The organism is Brevibacillus laterosporus DSM 25 (assembly GCF_002706795.1).
Lineage (GTDB): Bacteria > Bacillota > Bacilli > Brevibacillales > Brevibacillaceae > Brevibacillus_B > Brevibacillus_B laterosporus.
In genome coordinates this window covers 1442479-1465147 of sequence record NZ_CP017705.1, presented here as the reverse complement: position 1 = coordinate 1465147, position 22669 = coordinate 1442479, and the positions used below count along the sequence as shown (strand labels likewise).

General features: G+C 41.0%; 24 protein-coding genes. 17 read left to right on the top strand and 7 right to left on the bottom strand.

From position 1 onward, the window contains the following. The first annotated feature begins 50 nt into the window (after nucleotides 1–50). Nucleotides 51–941: a lipoyl synthase gene (gene lipA / locus BrL25_RS07115; protein ID WP_018673439.1), complete on the top strand. Its 891-nt coding sequence runs from the start codon at nucleotides 51–53 to the stop codon at nucleotides 939–941. 108 nt (nucleotides 942–1049) lie between these two features. Here the strand turns inward: lipA and BrL25_RS07110 are convergent, their stop codons facing one another. Beyond that, on the bottom strand, nucleotides 1050–2051 hold the full coding sequence (locus BrL25_RS07110) for a YhcN/YlaJ family sporulation lipoprotein (RefSeq protein ID WP_018673440.1): 1002 nt from the start codon (nucleotides 2049–2051) through the stop codon (nucleotides 1050–1052). A gap of 117 nt (nucleotides 2052–2168) precedes the next feature. Here BrL25_RS07110 and BrL25_RS07105 point away from each other — a divergent pair, with 117 nt between their 5' ends. From BrL25_RS07105 to BrL25_RS24720, 3 genes are all read left to right on the top strand, one after another. After that, nucleotides 2169–2789 (top strand): YutD family protein, encoded by a 621-nt coding sequence (locus BrL25_RS07105; protein ID WP_018673441.1) that lies wholly within the window; start codon nucleotides 2169–2171, stop codon nucleotides 2787–2789. Between the two features lie 156 nt (nucleotides 2790–2945). Beyond that, complete coding sequence (locus tag BrL25_RS24725; protein WP_018673442.1) at nucleotides 2946–3158, top strand: hypothetical protein; 213 nt, start codon at nucleotides 2946–2948, stop codon at nucleotides 3156–3158. A 12-nt stretch (nucleotides 3159–3170) separates the two neighbouring features. After that, entirely contained in the window at nucleotides 3171–3332 is a 162-nt protein-coding gene (locus BrL25_RS24720; protein WP_018673443.1) for a hypothetical protein, read from the top strand. Nucleotides 3333–3478: 146 nt separating this feature from the next. Here BrL25_RS24720 and BrL25_RS07095 read toward each other — a convergent pair whose 3' ends face one another. After that, nucleotides 3479–3751 (bottom strand): DUF3055 domain-containing protein, encoded by a 273-nt coding sequence (locus tag BrL25_RS07095; protein ID WP_018673444.1) that lies wholly within the window; start codon nucleotides 3749–3751, stop codon nucleotides 3479–3481. 9 nt (nucleotides 3752–3760) lie between these two features. After that, nucleotides 3761–4738: a class II fructose-bisphosphatase gene (gene glpX / locus BrL25_RS07090; protein WP_018673445.1), complete on the bottom strand. Its 978-nt coding sequence runs from the start codon at nucleotides 4736–4738 to the stop codon at nucleotides 3761–3763. A 352-nt stretch (nucleotides 4739–5090) separates the two neighbouring features. Here glpX and BrL25_RS07085 point away from each other — a divergent pair, with 352 nt between their 5' ends. From BrL25_RS07085 to BrL25_RS07075, 3 genes are all read left to right on the top strand, one after another. Beyond that, nucleotides 5091–5522, top strand: a complete 432-nt coding sequence (locus BrL25_RS07085; protein WP_018673447.1) for a DUF86 domain-containing protein — start codon at nucleotides 5091–5093, stop codon at nucleotides 5520–5522. Between the two features lie 116 nt (nucleotides 5523–5638). Beyond that, nucleotides 5639–6271, top strand: a complete 633-nt coding sequence (locus tag BrL25_RS07080; protein ID WP_026315311.1) for a helix-turn-helix transcriptional regulator — start codon at nucleotides 5639–5641, stop codon at nucleotides 6269–6271. A 117-nt stretch (nucleotides 6272–6388) separates the two neighbouring features. After that, entirely contained in the window at nucleotides 6389–7174 is a 786-nt protein-coding gene (locus BrL25_RS07075) for a TIGR01457 family HAD-type hydrolase (RefSeq protein WP_018673449.1), read from the top strand. Here BrL25_RS07075 and BrL25_RS07070 read toward each other — a convergent pair. After that, nucleotides 7140–7688, bottom strand: a complete 549-nt coding sequence (locus BrL25_RS07070) for a phosphatidylglycerophosphatase A family protein (RefSeq protein ID WP_018673450.1) — start codon at nucleotides 7686–7688, stop codon at nucleotides 7140–7142. The two genes, BrL25_RS07075 and BrL25_RS07070, sit on opposite strands and share 35 nt — an antisense overlap. Nucleotides 7689–7813: 125 nt before the next feature. Here BrL25_RS07070 and BrL25_RS07065 point away from each other — a divergent pair, with 125 nt between their 5' ends. Genes BrL25_RS07065 through BrL25_RS07055 form a run of 3 tightly spaced genes read left to right on the top strand, consistent with a single transcriptional unit; the run spans nucleotide 7814 to nucleotide 10807 of the window. Next, nucleotides 7814–8938, top strand: a complete 1125-nt coding sequence (locus tag BrL25_RS07065) for a protein kinase family protein (protein ID WP_018673451.1) — start codon at nucleotides 7814–7816, stop codon at nucleotides 8936–8938. Then, entirely contained in the window at nucleotides 8856–9818 is a 963-nt protein-coding gene (locus BrL25_RS07060) for a 2-hydroxyacid dehydrogenase (protein ID WP_018673452.1), read from the top strand. Before BrL25_RS07065 ends, BrL25_RS07060 begins: the two co-directional genes overlap by 83 nt. Then, on the top strand, nucleotides 9815–10807 hold the full coding sequence (locus BrL25_RS07055; protein ID WP_018673453.1) for an alpha/beta hydrolase: 993 nt from the start codon (nucleotides 9815–9817) through the stop codon (nucleotides 10805–10807). Before BrL25_RS07060 ends, BrL25_RS07055 begins: the two co-directional genes overlap by 4 nt. A gap of 90 nt (nucleotides 10808–10897) precedes the next feature. Here the strand turns inward: BrL25_RS07055 and BrL25_RS07050 are convergent, their stop codons facing one another. Further along, entirely contained in the window at nucleotides 10898–11119 is a 222-nt protein-coding gene (locus tag BrL25_RS07050) for a NifU family protein (protein ID WP_003334633.1), read from the bottom strand. A 261-nt stretch (nucleotides 11120–11380) separates the two neighbouring features. Here BrL25_RS07050 and cysK point away from each other — a divergent pair, with 261 nt between their 5' ends. The 6 genes from cysK to BrL25_RS07015 all read left to right on the top strand — a co-directional run bounded on the left by cysK (nucleotide 11381) and on the right by BrL25_RS07015 (nucleotide 19592). After that, nucleotides 11381–12304: a cysteine synthase A gene (cysK, locus tag BrL25_RS07045; protein WP_018673454.1), complete on the top strand. Its 924-nt coding sequence runs from the start codon at nucleotides 11381–11383 to the stop codon at nucleotides 12302–12304. Between the two features lies 1 nt (nucleotide 12305). Then, nucleotides 12306–13439, top strand: a complete 1134-nt coding sequence (locus BrL25_RS07040; protein WP_018673455.1) for a bifunctional cystathionine gamma-lyase/homocysteine desulfhydrase — start codon at nucleotides 12306–12308, stop codon at nucleotides 13437–13439. A gap of 298 nt (nucleotides 13440–13737) precedes the next feature. Further along, nucleotides 13738–14061, top strand: coding sequence for a YuzD family protein (locus BrL25_RS07030; protein WP_018673457.1), 324 nt, complete (start codon nucleotides 13738–13740; stop codon nucleotides 14059–14061). Between the two features lie 98 nt (nucleotides 14062–14159). Further along, a complete protein-coding gene (locus BrL25_RS07025) occupies nucleotides 14160–14807 on the top strand; it encodes a hypothetical protein (RefSeq protein WP_018673458.1) in 648 nt (215 codons plus the stop codon). A gap of 182 nt (nucleotides 14808–14989) precedes the next feature. Then, nucleotides 14990–16078 (top strand): YheC/YheD family endospore coat-associated protein, encoded by a 1089-nt coding sequence (locus BrL25_RS07020; RefSeq protein WP_018673459.1) that lies wholly within the window; start codon nucleotides 14990–14992, stop codon nucleotides 16076–16078. Between the two features lie 493 nt (nucleotides 16079–16571). Then, nucleotides 16572–19592, top strand: coding sequence for a sensor domain-containing protein (locus tag BrL25_RS07015; RefSeq protein ID WP_018673460.1), 3021 nt, complete (start codon nucleotides 16572–16574; stop codon nucleotides 19590–19592). A gap of 214 nt (nucleotides 19593–19806) precedes the next feature. Here BrL25_RS07015 and BrL25_RS07010 read toward each other — a convergent pair whose 3' ends face one another. Further along, entirely contained in the window at nucleotides 19807–20874 is a 1068-nt protein-coding gene (locus BrL25_RS07010) for an NAD(P)/FAD-dependent oxidoreductase (protein WP_018673461.1), read from the bottom strand. Between the two features lie 193 nt (nucleotides 20875–21067). Between BrL25_RS07010 and BrL25_RS07005 the strand changes: the two genes are divergently transcribed. Then, nucleotides 21068–21316, top strand: coding sequence for a YuzB family protein (locus tag BrL25_RS07005; protein WP_018673462.1), 249 nt, complete (start codon nucleotides 21068–21070; stop codon nucleotides 21314–21316). A gap of 84 nt (nucleotides 21317–21400) precedes the next feature. Here BrL25_RS07005 and mqnE read toward each other — a convergent pair whose 3' ends face one another. Further along, nucleotides 21401–22504 (bottom strand): aminofutalosine synthase MqnE, encoded by a 1104-nt coding sequence (gene mqnE / locus BrL25_RS07000; protein ID WP_018673463.1) that lies wholly within the window; start codon nucleotides 22502–22504, stop codon nucleotides 21401–21403. Nucleotides 22505–22669: the final 165 nt, after the last annotated feature.

Here is a 22669-nt window from a genome sequence, read left to right as displayed (position 1 = left end):
CATTCTAATTATAATTGAGACACTGAAAAATGTTAGGAGTGTGACGGTAGATGGCACAACGCAAACCAGATTGGTTAAAAATAAATCTCGCATCTGGACAAGATTTGGACAACTTCCGTGAAATTAAGCAGATGATGCGTGGGAAAACCCTGCATACGGTTTGCGAGGAAGCAAAATGTCCCAATATACATGAATGCTGGGTGAATCGAACCGCCACTTTTATGATTTTAGGCGATATTTGCACACGTGCTTGTCGTTTCTGTGCAGTTAAAACAGGTCTTCCAACCGAGTTGGATTTGGCCGAACCAGAACGTGTAGCAGAAGCATCAGAACAAATGGGCTTGAAGCATGTTGTTGTAACTTCTGTAGCTCGTGATGATTTAGCTGATGGAGGAGCAAGTATCTTTGCAGCTACGATCAAGGCAATTCGTAAACGACTTCCTCTTGCTACAATCGAAGTTCTAATTCCTGACTTTATGGGCAACTGGGATGCATTGAAATTGGTTATGGATGCGCGCCCTGATGTATTAAATCATAATATTGAAGCGGTACGTCGCTTATCGGATCGTGTACGTGCTCGTGCTAAATATGATCGTACGTTAGAGTTATTGCGTCGTGCAAAAGAGATGCAACCAACTATTCCAACCAAATCAAGCTTGATGATTGGTGTTGGTGAAGAGATTGAAGATATTTTAGAAACGATGGATGACTTGCGTGCGGTTGACGTTAATATCATGACGATTGGACAATACCTGCAACCAACGAAAAAACATATTGCTGTAACCAAGTACTATCATCCAGACGAATTCCGTATGATGAAAGACGAAGGAATGAAGCGTGGTTTTAGTCACGTAGAATCAGGTCCATTGGTACGTAGCTCTTATCACGCACACGAGCAGGCGAATGCAGCAAAGGATACGATTGCGGCGGCTAATGCATAATTGATAATAGATTAGACATACAATAACACGTTTCCTACAAACACCTCCATTTAATGGGAAAGCACCCTCATACCATAAGCTTTATGGCAAAGGGTGCTTTGTTGTCTCTTAGCGTGTCCTACTCTGTGTCTTGTTCATCATGCTTTTGGTTTTTTCGTAATCGGTCATGCCCCCAAAGCTTTTTACAAGACGATCTACTGTTTGAGCATGAGTTGTCCCACTGGTGCTTTGTGTACTCGCTGTTTTTGCTGAGGAGTTCGCTACGTGAGACAGTTCCTTGGTCATATTTTGATCGTTGGTTAAATAGACCTTGTAATAGCGTGGGGAAATGGACAAAGCGCTGTTACGAGCTTTTACCGTAGCAGAGTGGTCGTCCTTATCAGATGTTTTTACACCAACAAAAATCTCTTCATCCGTTACTAAAACGGTAGCATTATCGATACCTGGAACACTACAAACTACTTGTCCTACTGCTTGTGCCAATGCATCACGGTCAATATAGACGCGAGGTGTTTTTTCATATCCGCGCAGTTGATTCCGTTGTACAACAGCATATCCTGTTGTATTTGCATTTTGGCCATAGGAGGTGTTATAGGTGCTATATATACTTGGAGCACCTGTCCTATTCATTGCATTGTAATACGGATAAGACTGCGTACTGTTAGGGCTGCCGTATGCGTTGTAAATGCCTACCCCGTTCATTCGATAGCTTTGTCCATAGCTTTCATTGGAATATAGGCTGGCTCCTTTGGTTAGAGTTCGCCCAGAATAGGGATAACCACTGCTGCTGTAGGCATTTGAGTTATACATAGAGCTGGGAGCAGTTGTTCCATATGGAGTTGCTCGATAAGCAGAAGTTCTCCCGTTTCTTAGGTAATCATTGTAATTAGGCTCACTGCCATAGAAAAAAGTGGGACGCCCAGCATTGTTACGATATCCGAACCCTTCGTAATCATAGTTATTTGTGCTTGTACCATAATTCATACGGTTCGTGTATGCAGAGGTGGAATAGGATTTCGTCTGAGCTGTTCCGCCACCGGGGGTGGTTCCACAAGCAGATGTAAGTAATGCTAAGCTGGCTACAGTAGCAAAAATCCATTTCTTTTGCATAGATGGACACCTCCTGAGAATAGGTTGCCCTCTTTAAGGATATGTTTTTCCGTAAAAAATGTGGTAAGATTGGAGAAGATGGTCATGTTTGAGGTTTAAGAAGAGGAGGAAGTACTCTTGATTCGCTTGCAAGCAGGTGTTTATGAATTACTGGAAGAAAATCGTGATGGCTGGAATCTGGAGGTCTGTAAAGAACGCTACAGCGATGTATTGGATAAATACGATTACATCGTAGGTGACTGGGGCTATGGCCAGCTTCGTTTACGCGGATTCTTTGAGAATACGAATCGTAAAGTGCCTTTTGAGCAAAAAATTGCTGCATTAGACGAGTATCTTCAGGAATATTGCAATTTTGGCTGTGCTTATTTTGTTCTAAAGCGCACCAAACGTCTGAATGAATCTGAGCTAGAAGACGAGACAGACCAAACATTGATTGATTTGGAAAGCCTAGATAAAGAATCATCTTCTCAAGCGACCCAAACTCCTACCCGACCTCGAAATTATGAACGTCCCTTTAAACGTCGATCGGACAAGAATGATAAGCCATCTCGTTTTCCTCGACAAGATCGGGAGCGTCCGAATAAAGAGGGGAAAGATGGGAAGGATCGAGGAAATCCGAAAGCACATCGCACCGAACAAATAACCAAAGAGAAGCGTGCGAACAATCAAGCTTCAAGAGGACCACGGGTCAAACCAACGGCTACACCTACTAAAAAAGTCATTCAAACTGAAAAATAACGATACAACAACAAACACCTGATGAAAGTAAATGCTGCTTTCGTCAGGTGTTTTTGATTAGCTACACAGATTCATACCCATACCCATATCCATACCCATCTTCTCCATATATGGGAGCATCTGTGCGACGATACATGTAAGGGAAGGCTGGGTCATGTGGTGAAAAGGGTGGATAAAAAAACAGTGGAAATGTCCCGGAATAAGGGTGGTAGCGGTGATGACCACCATGATGATGGTGAGGGAAGTGATGATGATGACTATCATGATGAGGATGGTGATGATGATGGTGTCTACCATGATGATCATGGCTATCATGATGACCATGGCCGCCTCTTTGTACAGGAACGATTTCATACGGAGAATACGTAGGAGCTAAATAAGGTGTGTAAGGATTATAAACGGGTGTATAGTGGTGGGGATAAGAAGTTTGATGGTAAGGGTCAATTCCTTCGTTATATCCTGTATGCTGAATCTGATCTCTATCCTCAGGCTCTTGGGGAGAAAGAGGTTGGATTGACTGGCTTTCGTATTGACTTTCCATAATCGACGGTACACTCCTCACATTTTCTGTTTTTGTATTTATGGGAGCAGTATACGGGGCAAATAGGCATTTGGCGTATGTCCATGTGTAAAATGGGCACAAATGACAAAGAAAAAAGCCCCCTGCAATGCAGAGGACCCAGTAAAGATTAACCAATTACTCGAACTAAAAACTCCTTTAATTCTTCCGCTTCCGATTCAGTGATTTGAAAGGCATACTCTAAGTACCCTTCTTCCTCTAAATCATCTGTTCCGATAATCGCGCTACGACCGTTTTGAATATTGACAACTAACTTTTTTCCATAAAAACGACTTGTTTTGATAATCGCCAGATCAAAACGAGTGGATTCGCCCATAAAGCTGACAAAGCGAGTAGTAGTCTCTTCCGTTTCATCATACAGATAAAAAGGCTCGTGGGACATAAGATTACCCTACTTCCATACCAAGTTTGGTTTATGATCTAAACTGTGCCTAGCCTCTACAAAACGTACTGTTCTAGTCTTTGCTCTCATGACTAGGGAATGTGTCTTAGCTATATTATTACTTAGAAACTTAACCCCTTGCAATAGTTCTCCGTCTGATACTCCAGTTGCGGCAAAAATAGCATCATCTCCAGATACTAAGTCATTAATTGTCAGGAGTTGCTCAGGATCAAGTAGTCCCATTTGACGGCAACGTTCTCGTTCTTCATCATTTTGTGGTTTTAGTCGTGCCTGCATATCTCCGCCTAAGCATTTGATAGCAGCTGCACTAATGACGCCCTCAGGAGCACCGCCGATGCCTACAAACAAATCAATTCCGGATTCTTCTGGCATAGAAGCAGCAATAGCAGCACCCACGTCACCATCTCCAAACAGTTTGACACGGGCCCCAGTTTCTAGAATCCCGTCTATGATTTCTTGATGGCGCTCCCGTTCTTGAACGATCACGGTTACTTCTTCTATGCGTTTTTGATTTGCTTTTGCCACGGTTTCAATCATTTTTTCGATCGGATCATCTAGATTGATTAAACCGGCTGCAGCAGGTCCTACTACCAATTTTTGCATGTACATATCTGGTGCATGTAACATAGTGCCACGATCTCCAATTGCAAGTACAGCCATGGCGTTATTGTGACCTTTAGCAAGAATAGTTGTTCCTTCCAAAGGATCTACGGCTACGTCAACCTCTGGAGAATCCTCTGATTGATTACCTAGTTTCTCTCCAATATATAGCATCGGTGCTTCATCAAGCTCTCCTTCACCGATGACAACCGTACCGCGAATGGAAATTGTATCAAATACGGCGCGCATAGCTGATGTTGCAGCATCGTCAGCTTCATTTTTTTTGCCACGCCCCATCCAGCGTGCAGAAGAGAGCGCTGCTGCCTCAGTAACACGAACAACCTCTAACGCTAATTCTCTTTCCATCTGATCCTCCTGTTACAATCATTGTTATCGTTTTCCCTACAACGTGCTTTATCGACTTCATTTTATCACAACATCAGAAAAACAACAGGTGTTCTCCAGATGAAAAGCGAAAGAAATGTTTGGATAGAGAAGATAATGTACGGAAATCACCCTGATCTGTTAGATAAGTTATTTCATTCAGTATTTTTGTTATAATGGGACATGGAAATGAGGTGAGTTTGTTGACGGAAGACCTTGGGATGAGCTTACTTGTATTAATGATGGTCGTATTCACGTTTTTTGGAATTGTAATTTGGACAAAACTTGCTTCTAAAAAACGCAAAAAATAGATAATTAAGCGGGGGAAGACAACATGTATGATGTAAATACAGCAAAAGTAGAGCAAGTGCTTACTTATATGGAGCGCATGCTGACGCTCTTATCTCAAAATATGACTTATTCTGATGAAGAACTGGCTTGTGATCAAATTAAGCAGTTAGCAATCGAACGTGCTCTGCATATATGTATAGAAGGGATTGCAGATGTAGGAAACGCTCTCATAGACGGATTTATCATGCGTGATCCTGGTAGCTATACAGATATCGTTGAAATTCTTCGAGACGAAACAGTTCTCACAAACGAGCAAGCCACTGTTCTACATCGTGTTATGGAATTTCGTAAACCACTTGTTACCTATTCAGAAATTCCTGTATTGGAAATGAGTGCGTTAGTTAGAGAGGCTTTACCTATTTTAACAACATTTGCACTTTCCGTACGGTCATACATTCAAAAGGAATTATTTTAGTAATAAACAGGGCTAATAGGCTACTAACAAAAGTGGATTTTTTAAACAAAAACCTTTCATTAGTTTACTAATGTTATTCCTTACTGTAGAATAGGAGAGAAAGGACGGTGATTGTTATGTCAAAGGAGCAGACTTCCACACGTGATCAAATTCTGCATATGTTAAAAGTTAAAGGTTCGCTTTCAGTTAGCGATATTGCGTTGGATTTGGGCATCACGGAGATGGCAGTACGTCGCCATTTGAACACGTTGGAGCGTGACAATCTGATCAAGTCCTCGCTGGTACGTCAAGCGATGGGCCGTCCGACTAATGTATACTCCTTATCACAGCAAGCGGATGAACTATTTCCGCGTAACTATCATGATCTTACGCTAGACTTCCTTCAGGATTTAGTTGATATAGACGGAGCGGACAAGGTAGCAACCTTGTTTCGTAGACGAGAAGATCGACTCGAAGAAACGTATCGCCCCTATATTCAAGGCGAATTGGAAGAAAAGGTAGCTGCATTAGCGGATATACAAAATCAGAAGGGCTACATGGTGGAATGGGGTAGAGAAGAGGAGACAGGGGACTATTTTATTAAAGAGTTTAACTGTCCGATCTCTCAGGTAGCTCGCCAGTTTAATCAGGCATGTAGTTGTGAACTGTCATTATTTAAACGCGTATTAGGCACAGAGGTAGAGCAAGCCTCCTGTATGGCCAAAGGTGGAGACAAATGCCTGTACAAAATTAAACAAAAGGCTGAATAAAGAGCTAACAAACCACTCATCTGCGGGTGGTTTTTTGTTTTATACAATATGATGTCATTTGTCATGCCCAAACCGAACAAGTACAATAGAGACAGGCTATCAGAAGGGAGAGACCACATGAAAACATATAAAGGATATCTGCTTGATTTAGATGGGACCATCTATCATGGGAACCGCGTTATACCTGAAGCTATCACTTTCATTACATATCTTCAGGAAACAAAAACTCCCTATTTATATGTGACAAACAATTCATCAACCACCCCTGAAAAGGTGGCAGAACGACTAAGCAACATGGGCTTACCTACCACAGCCGATCAGGTTTATACAACTAGTATGGCTACAGCAAAATATTTGACTGAACAAAAGGGACAGCACAAAACGTATTTTGCTTTAGGCGAAGAGGGCCTATTTACAGCCATGGAGGAGGCAGGATTCACGTTTACACAAGAAAATCCCTCCTATGTAATCATCGGTATTGACCGTAGCGTAACCTATGAAAAATTGACAACAGCCATGCGTGCAATTCGAAATGGAGCCACATTTATTGCTACCAATGCAGATCCTGCTCTACCAACAGAACACGGTTTAATGCCTGGAAATGGAGCATTAGTAGCTGCTGTAGCGACTGCATCAGCACAGCGCCCCACCATTATTGGTAAGCCAGAATCAATTATTATCAAATATGCATTAGAGAAACTCGGAACTAAACCAGAGGAGACCATCATTGTGGGGGATAACCTACACACAGATATCCAAGCGGGCATCAATAGTAGTATTGACACCCTGCTTGTACTCTCAGGATATTCCACGTTGGAAGATGCAGATAAACATGATGAGCCACCTACGTATGTAGAGCAAAGTCTACTTACTTGGATGGATAAGATACGCCCTGGGCTTTAAGCTCTTCTTCTTCCTGATGACGCTGTCGGTGGGCCAATCTGCTGGATGCAGCTGCTGCAATTGCGCCTACCAGATCGTCTAAAAAGGTATGTACACCATTCTTTTTATCGTTTAGTTTTTCTAATACACCGTACTTCAGCTTGTCGGCGTATCCATAGTTGGTAAATCCAATGCTTCCGTAAAGATTTACAATCGCGAGCGACATGACCTCGTCTACTCCAAAGAGCGATTCATCAGTTGCAAGCATCTCCTGCAAAGGGGATAGTAGCTTGTTTTGTTCAGCTAGTATGTCTAGCTGAATGCCTGTTAATAGGGCATTCTGTACTTCACGCTTTTGAAGGACGGCATGTATGCTTTCAAGACATTGTTCCATCTGTAGGTTTGGAATATATTTTTCTTGGAGAAACATGACGATCTCTCCAATATCTTCAAGTCGTACTCCTCGCTCTTGCAAAAGCTCAAGTGCTTTCGAGTATACTTGTTCACTCCAAACATGCTGCTGTTGATTCAACAAATAATCGCCTCTTTCTAAGAGAGATATAGGTAGTATTTGTCTTTTTTAGAAAGGCTATGCACTCACCTATGCCCATGATATGTCATAAGCTATTTCAACAGAATCAGGGCCAGGAGGTTTAGATAATGGAAGAACTATTGGGCAAGTTTTGTGAGGAGTATTCTTTTGTTGATGCAGAGTGGAAAGAGGAGAATGGACGCAAGCTGTTGTATACGGACCGAGGATTACATTACATCCATACTTGTCCACCATCTTATCGGGCAAAGAGTTTATTAGTGGAGAAGACAATTGAAGCGATCCATAAAAATTGTGATCTGAAAGTCTTACCCATTTGCAAAGCAAATGATGATAATTATCATGTGAAAGATGGAGAAGTCCTGTATTATTTACAGGAAGGCATGAGGGAGACAACGTGGGAACGCCATTATTTTAATCTGGGTAAGTCACTGGCGGAGTTTCATCAGGCGACGCGCTCGCTTTCATGGGATAAGCTTTATTTACCGTATCGTTCTTTAGGTACGTGGCCGGAGATGTGGGGAAAAAAGTGTAAAACCTATGAGAGTCTACTCGATAGTTTGGAAAAATCGGATTCATTTAACCCTTTTGAGGTTTATTTATTTACGATGTTTACGTATATACAGGTATCTGCAACGACCGCTATTGATTATTTGAATGGGAATGGTTACAAGCGGTTGACGAATGGTTTGAGTAAACAAGGAAAGATTGCCTTTCAGAATTTTCAAGATGGTCATATAATGTTTCATGAAAGTGGAAAAAGATACATTGCGGGACAATATAGCTGGGTGCTGGATATGCGTACGCGTGATATTGGGCAAGGTATTAAATGGATTGTTCGCAGAAATGGATGGCAAGCAGATAAAGTAATAGAGTTCCTAGTGGGTTATCAATGTATAGCACAGCTTTGCCCAGAGGAGTATTCCTTTATTTTTGCTATGTTGCTGTATCCCTCTCGCTTTTTAAAAACAGTGGAGCTATATAGTCTCATGTCTGATGAGGATCGAGAAAGGGCGGGGGAGGATTGGCAAGCCCCACTTGATGAAGAGCTTGCCACAATGGAACAAGTACTTGGGCAATATCCAGAAGCAATTCGTCAGTACTTCGGCGTTGAAATTCCCGAAATACATTGGCTATGGAGGTTACCTGAAGATGACGACAAAACCATTTGTATATGTGACACGGAAAGTAGCGAAGGAAGCTATGAACCTTTTAGCGACTATAGCGACTGTTGAGGTATGGGATCAGGAATATCCTGTCCCTCGCGACATTTTATTAGAAAAAGCGAAACGCTCGGACGGCTTATATGTCATGCTGTCCGACCGGATCGACCGTGAACTAATTGATGCTGCCCCCCATTTAAAAGTGGTATCTACACTTGCTGTTGGGTATGACAATATTGATGTAGAGGCTTGCAAAAAAAGAGGCATTGTCGTAACAAATACACCAGATGTTTTAACGGATGCTACTGCTGATCTGGCCTTTGGTCTGTTAATGGCGGCTGGGAGACGCTTTGTAGAAGCGAACAGGGTACTGATGAATGGAGAGTGGAAAACATGGAGTCCTTATTTCATGGCTGGTCAGCGCATTCATGGTGCAACGATTGGAATCATTGGAATGGGACGAATTGGTGAAGCGGTTGCCAAAAGGGCGAGCGGGTTTGATATGCGTATTTTATACCATAACCGGAGTCGCAAAGTAGAGGCGGAAGAGACCTATGGGGCTACATATTGCTCTTTACCAGATTTGTTGTGTGAATCTGATTATGTGGTGTTGTTAACACCATTGACAGAGGAAACGAAAGGTTTAATGGGAGCAGAGCAATTTGCAATGATGAAGTCTACAGCGGTCTTTATTAATGCTTCACGTGGAGCTACGGTAGATGAAGTGGCCCTATATCAAGCATTGAAACAGGAAACCATTTGGGCAGCCGGTTTAGATGTCTTCCAACAGGAGCCGATTCCAACAGATCATCCTCTCTTATCACTTCCAAATGTAGTAGCTCTCCCCCATATTGGTAGTGCTACTTATGAAACTCGAGATCGTATGGCGATGCTTGTCGCTCAAAATCTAGTAGCTGTACTTTCAGGAGACGAGGCGGTTACTCCTGTATGAGTCAACCCCTGTTGATGTTTTTGGTCTGTTTCATCTTTGTATTGATAGTGTTGCTAGTCGTGATTAGTGTGTATATTGGTCAAAAATTACTACATCCAAGGCGCAAGCCTATCACCAATTATCCAGAGGATTACGGTTTATCTGTATATGACTGTATTTCATTTCCAAGTCGTGATCAGTTAAAAATGAAGGGCTGGTATTTTTCTGCCGCTAAACACCAAGAAGCGCATTTGAAACAAATGGATGAGGGAGCAGACATGGCTACACAGGAGAGCCAACATGTACAACCGCTCAAGCATGCTACCATTATTGTTGCTCATGGCTACAGACAGAATCGCTTAGAACAGCATTTACCGGCATTGACACTTGCTAAATCCTTTGTGGAGGCCGGCTATGATGCCATACTTTTTGATTTTCGTAATGCTGGGGAGTCAGAAGGAAGCTTGACTACAATTGGCTTATATGAACAGAAGGATTTGTTAGGAGCAATTGATTTCGCCAAAAAACGAGCTCCAGGTCATTCTATCGGTTTGATTGGTTTTTCTATGGGAGCAGCTACCTCTCTTATGGTTGCAGGAGAAGATGAACGTGTGAATGCGGTTGTTGCGGATTGTTCCTTTGCTTTGTTATCTGATTATCTTTCTAACAATTTGCCAATATGGACAAGACTTCCTTCATTTCCGTTTACATCGATTATCTTAACCGTGATTCCCATTCTGGTGGGGGCAAGCCCAAAGCAGGTAAAGCCCATCGAGGCCGTCAAACGATACGGTTCTAGACCGTTGCTCCTAATCCATGGTAGAGAGGATAAGACAATTCCTTATAAGGAAAGTGAAAAATTATATGAAGCAGCCATGCACCCCGAAGCAGAATTGTGGCTAGTACCAGAAGCCGATCATGTACGGTGTTATACAAGAGATAGGGAGTTATATTCTCGGCGAGTATTACAGTTTTTTGATCGCTATGTAGGGGAAAGTCCGAATAAGTAAAATCGGACTTTTCCTATATGTTAATCCGGTTTTAAACAAAAAAAGCATTCAAGGCATAGGCGCATGAATGCTTTCAATCGTATAATAATCTTAAAATACTTGTTGAACTTCTACAACACCAGGTACTTCTTCAACTAATGCGCGTTCAATACCGGCTTTTAGGGTGATGGTAGAAGAAGGGCAGCTACCGCAAGCACCCATCAAACGTAGTTTAACGATGCCATCTTCAACGTCAACAAGCTCAACGTCACCGCCATCGCGTTGAAGGTACGGACGAAGCTTTTCTAGTACTTCTTGTACTTGTTCTTTCATGGATAATCACTCCTTTTCAACTCCATTCTATTATAATCTCCCTACTTACGAAAATCCATGAGTTTCTATACTTATTATCATTCTTTTATCAAAAATAGGTGGGAAATGGACTATTGCTACTGATTCATAAGAAAGGTCCATCCTGTGTGGACAATGTTAAGATAAATGCAAAAAGTTAGCTAAAAGCATGGTATACTAATGGCGTTCCTACTTGTACTTATACATTCCTGCATATAAACATTGGATCGGAGGAAGATCTACGTGAAGGTTTATCGCAACATAAAGGAATTAATTGGAAATACACCTATCGTTGAACTGACGCAATTTGCTTTACCTGAGGGGGTTCGTCTGTTTGCCAAACTGGAGTCCTATAATCCAGGGGGTAGTGTAAAAGATCGTCTCGGAGTAGAATTAATACGAGATGCAGAGGAACGCGGTCTATTGCAACCTGGTGGGACCATTATTGAACCAACAGCAGGTAACACAGGGGTTGGCGTAGCACTTGCCGCAGTTAATACTTCTTATCGTGTGATCTTTTGCGTACCTGAAAAGTTTTCGATGGAAAAGCAAGAGCTTATGCGCGCTTTGGGGGCGGAAGTGGTAAATACGCCAACGGAATTAGGAATTAAAGGAGCAATAGCTAAGGCAAAAGAATTAGCTGAGACGATTCCAGGAGCTTTTGTGCCACAACAATTTGCCAACCCAGCTAACCCAGAAGCTCATTATAAAACAACAGGCCCCGAAATTTGGGATCAAATGGATGGTCAGGTGCATACCTTTGTGGCAGGTGCAGGTTCTGGTGGTACCTTTATGGGAGTGGCACGTTATCTAAAAGAACAGCGTGCATCTATAAGAACTGTTATTGTTGAACCAGAGGGCTCTATCTTAAATGGAGGAGAATCTGGCCCACATAAAACAGAGGGTATCGGTATGGAGTTTATCCCAGGCTTTATGGATACTTCCTATTTTGATGCCATATATACAGTTTTGGACGAGGAAGCCTTCTCTCTTGTAAAAGAATTGGCAGGTAAAGAAGGTATTTTGGCTGGTAGCTCAGCGGGTGCAGCTTTACATGCGGCTCTTAAGGAAGCAGAAAAATCTGCTCCAGGAACGAATATTGTTGTGCTATTTGCAGATAGTAGTGAGCGTTATCTATCGAAACAAATCTATCAGGGGGGTCTATAACATGAAAATGAAAACTCGATTAATTCACGGTGGTATTGAGGGGGATATTCATACAGGAGCAGTATCTACACCGATTTATCAGGTGAGTACCTATAAACAAGAAGGAATTGGCGTTCATAAAGGCTATGAATATTCTCGTACAGGTAATCCGACACGCCATGCATTAGAAACCTACATGGCTGATATAGAAGGTGGGGCCCGAGGATTAGCGTTTGGTTCGGGGATGGCAGCTCTATCCACCATTTTATCCTTATGCAGTCAAGGTGATCATCTGGTTGTGGGAGATGATGTCTACGGTGGTACTTATCGCGTTATTACTCGCGTATTCTCTAAATTGGGCTTGGAAGCTACTTATGTAGATACGACTGATCTTGCTGCTGTTGAAAAAGCATTACGTCCAAATACTCGAATGATTATTATGGAAACACCTACAAACCCATTGCTAAACGTATCAGATGTAAGAGCGGTAGCTGCGATTGCGAAATCGAAAGGAGTTCTACTTGTAGTAGATAATACGTTTATGACTCCTTATTGGCAGAATCCATTAGACTTAGGTGCCGATATTGTTTTCCATAGCGCAACTAAATATTTAGGCGGGCATAGTGACGTGGTAGCTGGTATCGTTGTTACTAAAGAAGCTGAGCTTGGCGAACAACTGCACTTCCAGCAAAATGCTATTGGGGCTATTTTAGGTCCTCAGGATTCATGGTTGTTGTTACGTGGAGCTAAGACTTTGGGAATCCGTATGGAGGAACATGAGAAGAACGCTAATCAATTGGCTCACTGGTTACAAGAACAAGCTTCGATCAGCCGTGTGCTTTATCCAGGTCTTGCTTCCCATCCAGGACATGAGCAGATGAAAAAACAAGCACGTGGTTTTGGTGGTATGATTTCTTTTGATGTGGGTAGCGATAGCCGGGCAGAAGAAGTCCTATCTAAATTGAAATATTTCACTCTAGCTGAATCTTTAGGGGCAGTAGAAAGCTTGATCGGATTACCTGCTCGCATGACGCATGCTTCGATCCCTGCTGAACGACGTGCAGAGCTAGGGATAACAGATGGATTACTCCGTATTTCTGTAGGTATTGAGGATGTAGAGGATTTAATGGAAGATCTGGAACAAGCTTTATCATAAAAATCCATATTTGTAAGTGTGGAAATCAAAGAAGCCAACCCAAACAGCGAAAAATGTTGGGTTGGCTTCTTTAGCATATACAGCTTTCTTAGTTTGGATAGATGCATGTATTTTACCTGTTAGAGATACTCTAAATCAATCAGATGAATACAAGAAGCTATCTATTACATCTGTCGTCTATTCTTTTATGAACATCGAAATGTTATTTTTTGAGAAAGATTAGAATGTTCAATCGACATAGACGGTTGTAAACCAAAAACAATATAATGAAGACAAATAGGGAAGCGGAGGGATTCAAATGAAAGTAGAAATTTTGGTATATGGAACGGAGCAACTATGCGCAAGCTGTGTGAATCTACCTTCAGCCAAAGAAACGGCAGCTTGGCTAGAAGCAGCTGCTGGAAAAAAGTTTGTACAAGAGCAATTTGTCGTACGTTACTGTGATTTTTTACATCCCACGACAGAAGTAGATCGTTTATGGGCTAAACGTATCGAAGAAGAAGATTTGTGGTATCCACTTGTCGTAATTTCCGGGGAAATTGTCGGAGAAGGAAATCCAAAGTTAAAACAGGTGTATGAAGCTTTAGAAAAAGCAGGTGTTCAACCAATCGAACGCGTTTAGAAAATGGAAAAAATAAGGTGTAACCTTTTTGTAAAGACTTCACCGCAGGGTAACCGTTATGATAAAGGTGCAATCATAACAGAAAGAGAAGATGATGAATGAAAAACCATAAATGGATGGGGCTTTTAACCCTTGGCCTTTTACTTGTCACCGGATGTAGTGATTCGACGTTAACAAATCCCTCGATACTATCGAATGTTGGTGCAGAAGAGACAAAATTAGAAGTTTCGAACGAAATACCCAATGGGGCTCCAAAGCTAGAGCAACAGGAGAAGTCTCAACCTACAAGCCAAACTTCATCTACTGTGAAACAGACGGGTATGGAGAAACAATGGGATAAAGATAAAGATATAATGCCAAGTAACCCTAGTAAAGTGATTGGTATGACAATAGAGCAATTATTTGCGGAAAAAGGTGAAGGCAAAAAGGAATACGGTTATAATGCAGACGGAAAATTCCTATCTGCTATTGAATACAAGGAAACGTGGTTTCAATGGAATGAACCGGCGAGAGCTCAATATATTATAAACAATAACAAAGTAATGCAAATTACATTAACGTATGAAAAGAATACAAAGATGCATGATCTAATCAAACAGATATCCAGTCTTTTAGGAGAGGGCGAACAACGTAAAGAGATAGGTGCTCCTTCTTCGTACTCTGCCCATTGGAAAACAGAAACGGCAATATTTGACCTACAGTATTTTGACACCTATACGGAGATTTACATCTTTCCTAAGCGTTAAAGATATAACAAAAGAAATAGTAGAACAGGAAACCTACCTTGCCCGTCTAATGAGGGAAAAGAGTAGGTTTTTTAGTATTGCATTTTTCTTTGTTGCTTGGACAATCATGTTACGTTTGGAATCACTTGAGTGTTGGTCTATTCATAATCTGATGATACCAAGGTTGAAAAAGGATGATGAGAATGGCTAACAGAAAGCTGATAGGGATCTTAACATGGAGAGAAGGAACGACGTTTAAAGAACCAAAATACTTTCGGAATTTGATCAATCAGGGGAAGGAGCTAGGGGCATCGGTATTTTTATTTTCGCATCGTGATGTATTCGTCAAGCAACGGCGAGTCAGAGGGTATGTACCAGATAAACAAGGAGGCTGGAGGAGCAAGTGGTTTAGATGGCCAGAAGTAGTCATAGATCGTTGCCGAACTAGGCAACCAGGATACTTATCCTTTCGGCGTAAAAAACATTTTTTGTATGCAAATAGTGTTTTTTCTAATAAATGGAATATAACAGAATATTTATGGACAGACAAAACCATGAGGAAATGGATGCCACGAACTGAATTTTATTCAGAAAAAGCCTTACAGGCTTATATAGAGGATTTTCCGATTGTTTATGTAAAGCCAGGCAACGGTACAGGTGGACGTAGTGTTCTCAAAATTTCAAAGATAAAAGGTGGCTTTTTGCTGATTGGGCGGAATAAGAATCTTCAGCATAAAACATGGCAAGTCACATCTAGGGATGCTATGGTCCAACGGGTCAATCTTTGGGTAGATCAGGAACTGATTCGAAATGGTCATTTTATGGTTCAACAAGGTCTTGATTTAGAATTGCTACCCGACAGACCAAGTGATACACGCTTATTAATTCAAAAAGATCAACAAGGAAAATGGAGTATTACTGGGTTAGGAGTAAGGGTTGGAGTATTGAACAGTGCTACCTCTAACTTGCATAACGGTGGTAGGGCTACTGACTTTACCATTTTCATGAACAACAGATTTGGTGAAGTCAAAAGTAAAAGGATTTTACATGAATGTCATGAACTAGCTTATTATACCGTTCAGAAATTAGAGGAAAAGTATGGCCGAATGTTGGAATTTGGTTTAGATATCGGGATAGATACATCTGGTCAAATTTGGTTAATTGAGGTTAATCCAAAACCGGGGCGTGATATCTTTTTAGGGATGGGAAAAGCCAAATTATATACGAAGGCAGTCCGAAATCCCCTAGCTTATGCCATGTGGCTTGCTGAGACTCAGAAAAACAATTCTTAGAAATGATAAGGAAGGAATTACGTACACTAGGGTAATAACGAACTTTAAGAAGGCTAGAATTACGACGAGATGAATAATTAGCTAAAGATAGCTACGGGAGTCTACTTATTGTGAAACAGTGAGTGGAATCTGTAGCTTTTTTGGATTGTTATGATGACATAGGTAGCACAAACCTGCCTACTAGATAAACGATTATAAAGATAAAAATATTTTTAGAAGGAACATTATTATAGAATATATATTTGGTCCGAAATATATAATTTACTTATAAATATATAGGAAGAAAAACCCGTTTTTTTAAAACCAAGGCAGGAATTAATACGAAAAAAGTCGAATATCAAAGTGCTATTGATGCGATCTTTACTAGCCTTCAGAGTGTATAGAGTAAGTCTACTCTAGATAAAACAGATAGATTGAATGGTAATGAGGAGTATTTGGGTGGATTGATTACATCCACATTCGTAGGAAAAGGTGTAAGGGTAGGAGGTAGCTCATGTCTGACAGAGATTATTATTCCCCGCAACAATTGAAGAACACCGAGCGTCTTCGCACCATTGGAGAGCAGGAGAGTCAAATTGCTAATTTACAAAAAAGTATAGCTCAAATGGAAAAAAAGCTACAGGAACTAACACAGCAACATAAAAGAATCTTTGAAACCTTACAAAATCAAATTTTTGCAGGTAAACGACAAGAGAATGGCTCTTTTGTTCTAACCTTTTCGGAAGGCACAATTGCAGAGGATCTAGGAGTTACGACAAAGGATGTAGAGGGTAAAACCATTACCGAAATTTTTCATCCTGATATGGCTCCCTTTGTTCAGCAAAAATTTGAAGAAGCATTCTCTGGTTGTTGTGTATGGTATGAATTTGAGCAGAACAAACGCTTTTATATTACGCAAATCTCCCCCCTTTTGGAAGGCGATACGGTGACCGAGATTGTCGGCACAGTGTTAGATATTACGCAGTCAAAACGTGCGGAACAGAAAAAGAAACGGTATGATCAAAAGTTTAAAACCAGTTTATCGATTCTGCCTCACGTCCTGTTTTCCTTTGAAAAACGAGAAGATAGCCAAATTACCGTTACGTTATTTGAGGGGGCACTTACTAAGAGGTTTGGAGTAGGCATGAAAGAGGGCCCCTTAGAAGATGTAATGCTACCTGACATGGTAAAAATAATGAAAAGTCATGTGGAGCGTGCCTTTTTACAGGATACAGTTGATTTTCATATTTCACTTGATAACAGGCTGTATCATGGACATATGAAACCAGTAATCATTCAGAATTGTGATACGATCAATCAAAAAGTGACAGAAATAGTTGGTTTTTTGACCGATGTGACTGAACAAAAACAAGTAGAAGAAATGTTACACGTAGTGACTCAAGGGATTACCAACAAGATGGGGGAAGAGTTTTTTCACTATCTGAGTCGCACATTGATAGATGTCTTGGAATTAGATTATGCATTTATTGCAGTACTACATAAGGATAAACCAGGTCGTGCAGTTACGATATCCATAAGTGATAAGCAAGCTTATTTAGAGAACGTCGAGTACGATATTGCTCATACTCCTACTGAAGAGGTGATTAGAGCTGGAAAAAGCTGTGTCCTGGAAGGTATACAACAAGCATATCCGCTCGATCAATCTCTTCGTTTCTTTAAAGTGGAAGCCCAGATGGGACATCTTTTAAATGATTCTAATGGCAGTCCGATGGGAATTCTTGCCGTTATGAGTCGCAAACCAATCAAAAATCCAGGAATGATTGATTCCATGTTACATTTATTTGCGTCCAGAGCTTCTGCTGAGTTAGAACGCAAATTGGCGGAAGAGCAACTCATTAAAAATAATGCCATTTTGCGAGCTACACATGAATCGATGATGGATGGTATGCTAATTGTAAATGAATGGGATCAAATCGTGCATTACAATCGAAAATGCAAAGAAATGTGGAAGATACTTGAAAATGTGGAGCAACAAAATAATGCTAATCATTGGCTAATGTACATGTTGTCACAAATTAAAAATAATCATCAGGCGACTGTACTTTTTGATCTTACTCAAGTGAACAAGCTACAATCTGACACAGTGGAGATTAGTTTCCATGATGGACGAGTCTACGAGGTCTATTCGGGACCGATTGATTCATCTCAGCAACATTATTATGGAAGAATTTGGATTTTTAAAGATATGACAGATCGCAAAAAACACGAAGAAATGATGAGCCAACAGCTATTTTATGATTCGTTGACAGGGCTGCCAAATCGGGTATTGTTTGATGATCGTCTACTCTTGGCTATTTCTCAAGCAAAGCGTACAGAAAGTATGCTAGCTGTGGTCATTTTAGATTTGGATTGTTTTAAGGTATTTAATGATACATTGGGGCATGCCGCAGGAGATCAGCTACTGCAATTAGTCGCCGCTCGTTTGGCTGATCATATGCGTGAGGGTGATACTGTTTGTCGCTTGGTAGGAGATGAGTTCCAATTCATCTTCCCGGATATATCTAGTCTTCAGGATGTAGCTCATCTTTCACAAGAGTTGCTAAACAAGATCGCACTACCCTTCGAGATGGAAGGCCAGGATTTAACTATGACTTGTAGTATTGGTATTAGCTTGTATCCAAATGACGGAACCACACAGCTAGAATTAGTGAAAAATGCCAAGGCAGCTTTATATCGATCGAAAGAAAAGGGCGGGAACATCTATCAATTGTATACGCCAGCTATGACGAAGAGTGCTTTCCAGAAGCTGACTCTCATGCAGGATTTACGCTATGCAATTGATCGTAATGAACTTTTTTTACAATACCAGCCTCGTTATGATTTAAGCTCAGGGGAACTAATTGGGATGGAGGCACTGGTGCGATGGGAGCATCCTAAGTTAGGACTGATCTCACCAGGTGATTTTATTCCGTTAGCTGAAGAGATGGGCTTCATTGTCACGTTGGATGAATATGTTCTAAAAGCAGCATGTATTCAAAATAAGAAATGGCAACAAGCCGGATTAAAGCCAGTACGAGTAGCTGTCAATATTTCTCCAGTTGAGTTCCAACAGCGTAACCTCGTTGCAACTATAGCCAAAGTTTTGCAAGATACCGGTCTTGCGCCCCAATATTTAGAGGTGGAGATTACGGAGGGTGTCACTATGCATAAGGTAGAGACGGCAATTACTACCTTGCATGAGCTTAAGGATTTAGGCATTCATTTATCTATTGATGATTTTGGGACTGGATACTCCTCGCTTAGCTACCTGAAAAAATTTCCAGTTGATACTCTTAAAATAGATCGTTCCTTTATTCGTGACATTACAGTTGATCCTGATGATGCAGAGATTGTTTCTTATATCATTGCGTTAGCTAGGAGTTTAAAACTGAATGTAATTGCTGAAGGGGTAGAGACAGAAGAGCAGAAGAGTTTCTTGACGGAAAAGAACTGCTATGAGATGCAGGGATTTTACTTTAGTCCGCCGCTACATACAAATGATTTCGCTAGTTTATTGGAGACTGTTAGTAAATAACGAATGCATATATTGGTAAAGGCCAAAAACCCGGTGAATTTGTATTATCCGGGTTTTCTTTTTTACTCCTCCAAGATACAATTTGACGATTTAATCTAATGTAATAGTATAAATATTTTGATATTATATAATGGACTTTAAAGATGCGGAAAGACAAACAACCGCTCTTTTAAAAAATCAGAACGGTCGTATATCCAAAATTCATTTTGTGAAGTTAACCTAAGTGGTTTTTATACATCCAAAGGACACCGCTTTTCATCACGCGCGGCATTTGACCCACAAGCGACATTTTGCCCATTACGCCAAATCCTTCTTTTTTGCCGAGAGAGCCTAATGTTCCTTTTAGTTTAATATCGGGCATTACAGTAGGATAACCTTCGCCCTTCATTTCACGTTTTAATACCATGGCGATTTGTTCTCCCTGCATCTCAGCAAGCTGAGCGCTTGGGGCATATGGCAAGCTCGCGCTATCGCCTACAACGTATACATTGGTATAGTCGGGAATTTGGTGATAAGGATTGAGGATTGCTCGTCCGCTATTATCATGGTCGATAGGAAGATTGCGTACGATGCGATTGGCTTGAATACCTGCTGTCCAGACAATAACATTGCTTTCCATAGGTTGATTGTTGTTATAAACAACACCATCCTCAACACAGGTTACATTGGCCATATTAATAAGTTCAACCTCATTTTTAATAAACCATTCGGAAGCATAATCCTGTAATTTTTTTGGGAAAGGGCTTAAAATGCTTGGTCCACGATCCATTAATCGAATGGTCAGATCCGGACGGCTTTCCCGTAATTCAGCAGCAATTTCCACACCGCTTAAACCACCACCGACAACGGTAACTGAACCGTATGGGTTAATATTATTGATCGCTGCATAAGCGCGACGAGTAGAGCCCAATGTTTGAATGGAATGTGTGTGTAGATCGGCTCCTGGAATATTATGATAACGATCCTCACAGCCCAATCCAAGAATGAGCCAATCGTATTCTAATTCTTCTTCATTTTCAAAATGGATCAAGCGCTCAGTTAGGTTGATGTCAATAACTTCTCCGTGTTTAATCTGTAAGCGTGGGTCGCTTGGAAAGGCCACTCGCACTTTGCTTTCTGGTTCCGTTCCGGCTGCTAACGCGTAGTATTCGGTTTTTAATCCGTGGAAAGGCATTCGATCTACTAGCGTTACCGTAACGTCTGTAGGCAAATCAGGGGTAAGTATGTGTTCGATGATGCGTAGGCCCCCATAGCCACCACCTAAGATAACTAGTCGTCTCATAGGAAGTCTTATCCTTTCTATGCCATATTTAAAACGGTTCCATTTTAGTTAATGGAAGTGCAACAGAAACTTTTAAACGAATAAGGAAAATGATATAATTTGAAGTCGTCCCCAATCATTATAACTCTACCGTCTGTTTAGGTCGAGTTCCAATATTCACATAACTGCAATAATTTTTGAATAGGAGGGACCCATGAAAGCTTTAGTGGAATTTTGTTCAAGTAATGTCATTTCCTATACCAAACCAGTCATGGAAGCGTTAGAAAATGATCCTGATTTGGATGTGGATGTGGTGGAATATGGCTGTTTAGGACATTGTGGCGAATGCTATATGCAGCCCTTTGCATTGGTTAATGGAGATTTCATTACAGCGGAAACGACAGATTCACTTTTGACATTAATTAAAGAAAAAATACAGGAATTTGTCCAAGAATGGCAATAATAGGGCGATGGATGTCAATTAAAAAGAAGAACGCTTGTTGAGAAGCCCACAGAGTGGTCAACTTCAATCAAGCGTTCTTTTTTATTAGTACTCTTTAATCACGTTATAGTGTGTGTCTCGTTCAACAGCAACTTTACCTGCACCTTTAATTAACCAGATTAGGTCTTCCTTGGTAATCCCTTGGTCAGATAAAGCACCGGCAGCATGGCTGATACGTTCTTCTACTAGGGTACCGTGAGCGTCAGAGGCACCGGCACGCAAGGCTAGCTGAGTTAATTGTGTACCGATATTAATAAAGTAGGCTTTAATATGATCTACATTATCTACCATGAGACGGCTAATCGCAATCGTCTTGAGATCGTCCATCGCAGAAGTACGGCGTCTAATACCTGCTGTAGCTTTCATTGGTTGGACCGCTAAAGGGATGAAAACCTGGAAACCATTTGTCTCATCCTGTAATTCTCGGATACGTGACATATGAATTAAACGCTCTTCTTTAGACTCAATGGAGCCGTATAGCATTGTACAAGGAGTTTGCATACCAAGTCCATGTGCTGTGCGATGTGCAAGTAACCAATCGTCTGTGCTTGCTTTATCAGGACTCATTTTAAGGCGATAGCGTTCGGTTAATATTTCGGCTCCGCCACCTGTCAAACTCTCAAGACCTGCATTCATCAATTCTTTTAGCACTTCTGTCATGCTGATTCCAGCGATACGACTAAAAAATTCGATTTCGGCTCCGGTATAAGCTTTGAGAGCTACATCCGGATATGCCTTCTTTAAGGTGCGAAGTGTCTCGACATAGTATTCAAAAGGAACATGGTGGTTATGACCACCAACGATGTGGAACTCACGAAGGCCATCGTTAAAACGAGTTCCTACATAGTGAAGTAATTCTTCTGAACTCATCGTGTAAGCGCCGTCTTGATCCTGATCGCGGCGGAAACCACAAAAGCGGCATTTAGCTTCACAAACATTGGTTGGATTAATGTACATATTTTGAACAAAGTAAACTTTATTTCCATTTATACGCTCATTCACCAAATTAGCAAGTTGAGCAATACTAAAAACGTCGTCTGATTCGTAAAGAGCCAGACCATCTTCTATGGTAAGACGCTCTCGATTTATGACTTTTTCAGCAATCGACGCTAGCGTTTTATCTTGCGTAGCTATTGTTAGCAAAGACATATTTTCAACTCCTGAATAGTTATATAATACGCAATCCAATAATCGTTCCATAAATTAAAGTATCTCTATTATAAGCTTCTTTGATAAATGCAACAACCTTCTAAGTTTTTACTGTGACAAGTTATAAACTTGACAAGAACACACAAAATTGTACAAAATATACAG

Excerpts from the sequence above, each read along its gene's own strand:
- lipA (WP_018673439.1), top strand. The coding sequence starts at position 51 with ATGGCACAACGCAAACCAGATTGGTTAAAAATAAATCTCGCATCTGGA.
- BrL25_RS07110 (WP_018673440.1), bottom strand. The coding sequence starts at position 2,051 with ATGCAAAAGAAATGGATTTTTGCTACTGTAGCCAGCTTAGCATTACTT.
- BrL25_RS07095 (WP_018673444.1), bottom strand. The coding sequence starts at position 3,751 with ATGTCCCACGAGCCTTTTTATCTGTATGATGAAACGGAAGAGACTACT.
- glpX (WP_018673445.1), bottom strand. The coding sequence starts at position 4,738 with ATGGAAAGAGAATTAGCGTTAGAGGTTGTTCGTGTTACTGAGGCAGCA.
- BrL25_RS07085 (WP_018673447.1), top strand. The coding sequence starts at position 5,091 with ATGTATGATGTAAATACAGCAAAAGTAGAGCAAGTGCTTACTTATATG.
- BrL25_RS07080 (WP_026315311.1), top strand. The coding sequence starts at position 5,639 with ATGTCAAAGGAGCAGACTTCCACACGTGATCAAATTCTGCATATGTTA.
- BrL25_RS07075 (WP_018673449.1), top strand. The coding sequence starts at position 6,389 with ATGAAAACATATAAAGGATATCTGCTTGATTTAGATGGGACCATCTAT.
- BrL25_RS07065 (WP_018673451.1), top strand. The coding sequence starts at position 7,814 with ATGGAAGAACTATTGGGCAAGTTTTGTGAGGAGTATTCTTTTGTTGAT.
- BrL25_RS07060 (WP_018673452.1), top strand. The coding sequence starts at position 8,856 with ATGACGACAAAACCATTTGTATATGTGACACGGAAAGTAGCGAAGGAA.
- BrL25_RS07055 (WP_018673453.1), top strand. The coding sequence starts at position 9,815 with ATGAGTCAACCCCTGTTGATGTTTTTGGTCTGTTTCATCTTTGTATTG.
- BrL25_RS07050 (WP_003334633.1), bottom strand. The coding sequence starts at position 11,119 with ATGAAAGAACAAGTACAAGAAGTACTAGAAAAGCTTCGTCCGTACCTT.
- BrL25_RS07040 (WP_018673455.1), top strand. The coding sequence starts at position 12,306 with ATGAAAATGAAAACTCGATTAATTCACGGTGGTATTGAGGGGGATATT.
- BrL25_RS07030 (WP_018673457.1), top strand. The coding sequence starts at position 13,738 with ATGAAAGTAGAAATTTTGGTATATGGAACGGAGCAACTATGCGCAAGC.
- BrL25_RS07025 (WP_018673458.1), top strand. The coding sequence starts at position 14,160 with ATGAAAAACCATAAATGGATGGGGCTTTTAACCCTTGGCCTTTTACTT.
- BrL25_RS07020 (WP_018673459.1), top strand. The coding sequence starts at position 14,990 with ATGGCTAACAGAAAGCTGATAGGGATCTTAACATGGAGAGAAGGAACG.
- BrL25_RS07015 (WP_018673460.1), top strand. The coding sequence starts at position 16,572 with ATGTCTGACAGAGATTATTATTCCCCGCAACAATTGAAGAACACCGAG.
- BrL25_RS07010 (WP_018673461.1), bottom strand. The coding sequence starts at position 20,874 with ATGAGACGACTAGTTATCTTAGGTGGTGGCTATGGGGGCCTACGCATC.
- BrL25_RS07005 (WP_018673462.1), top strand. The coding sequence starts at position 21,068 with ATGAAAGCTTTAGTGGAATTTTGTTCAAGTAATGTCATTTCCTATACC.
- mqnE (WP_018673463.1), bottom strand. The coding sequence starts at position 22,504 with ATGTCTTTGCTAACAATAGCTACGCAAGATAAAACGCTAGCGTCGATT.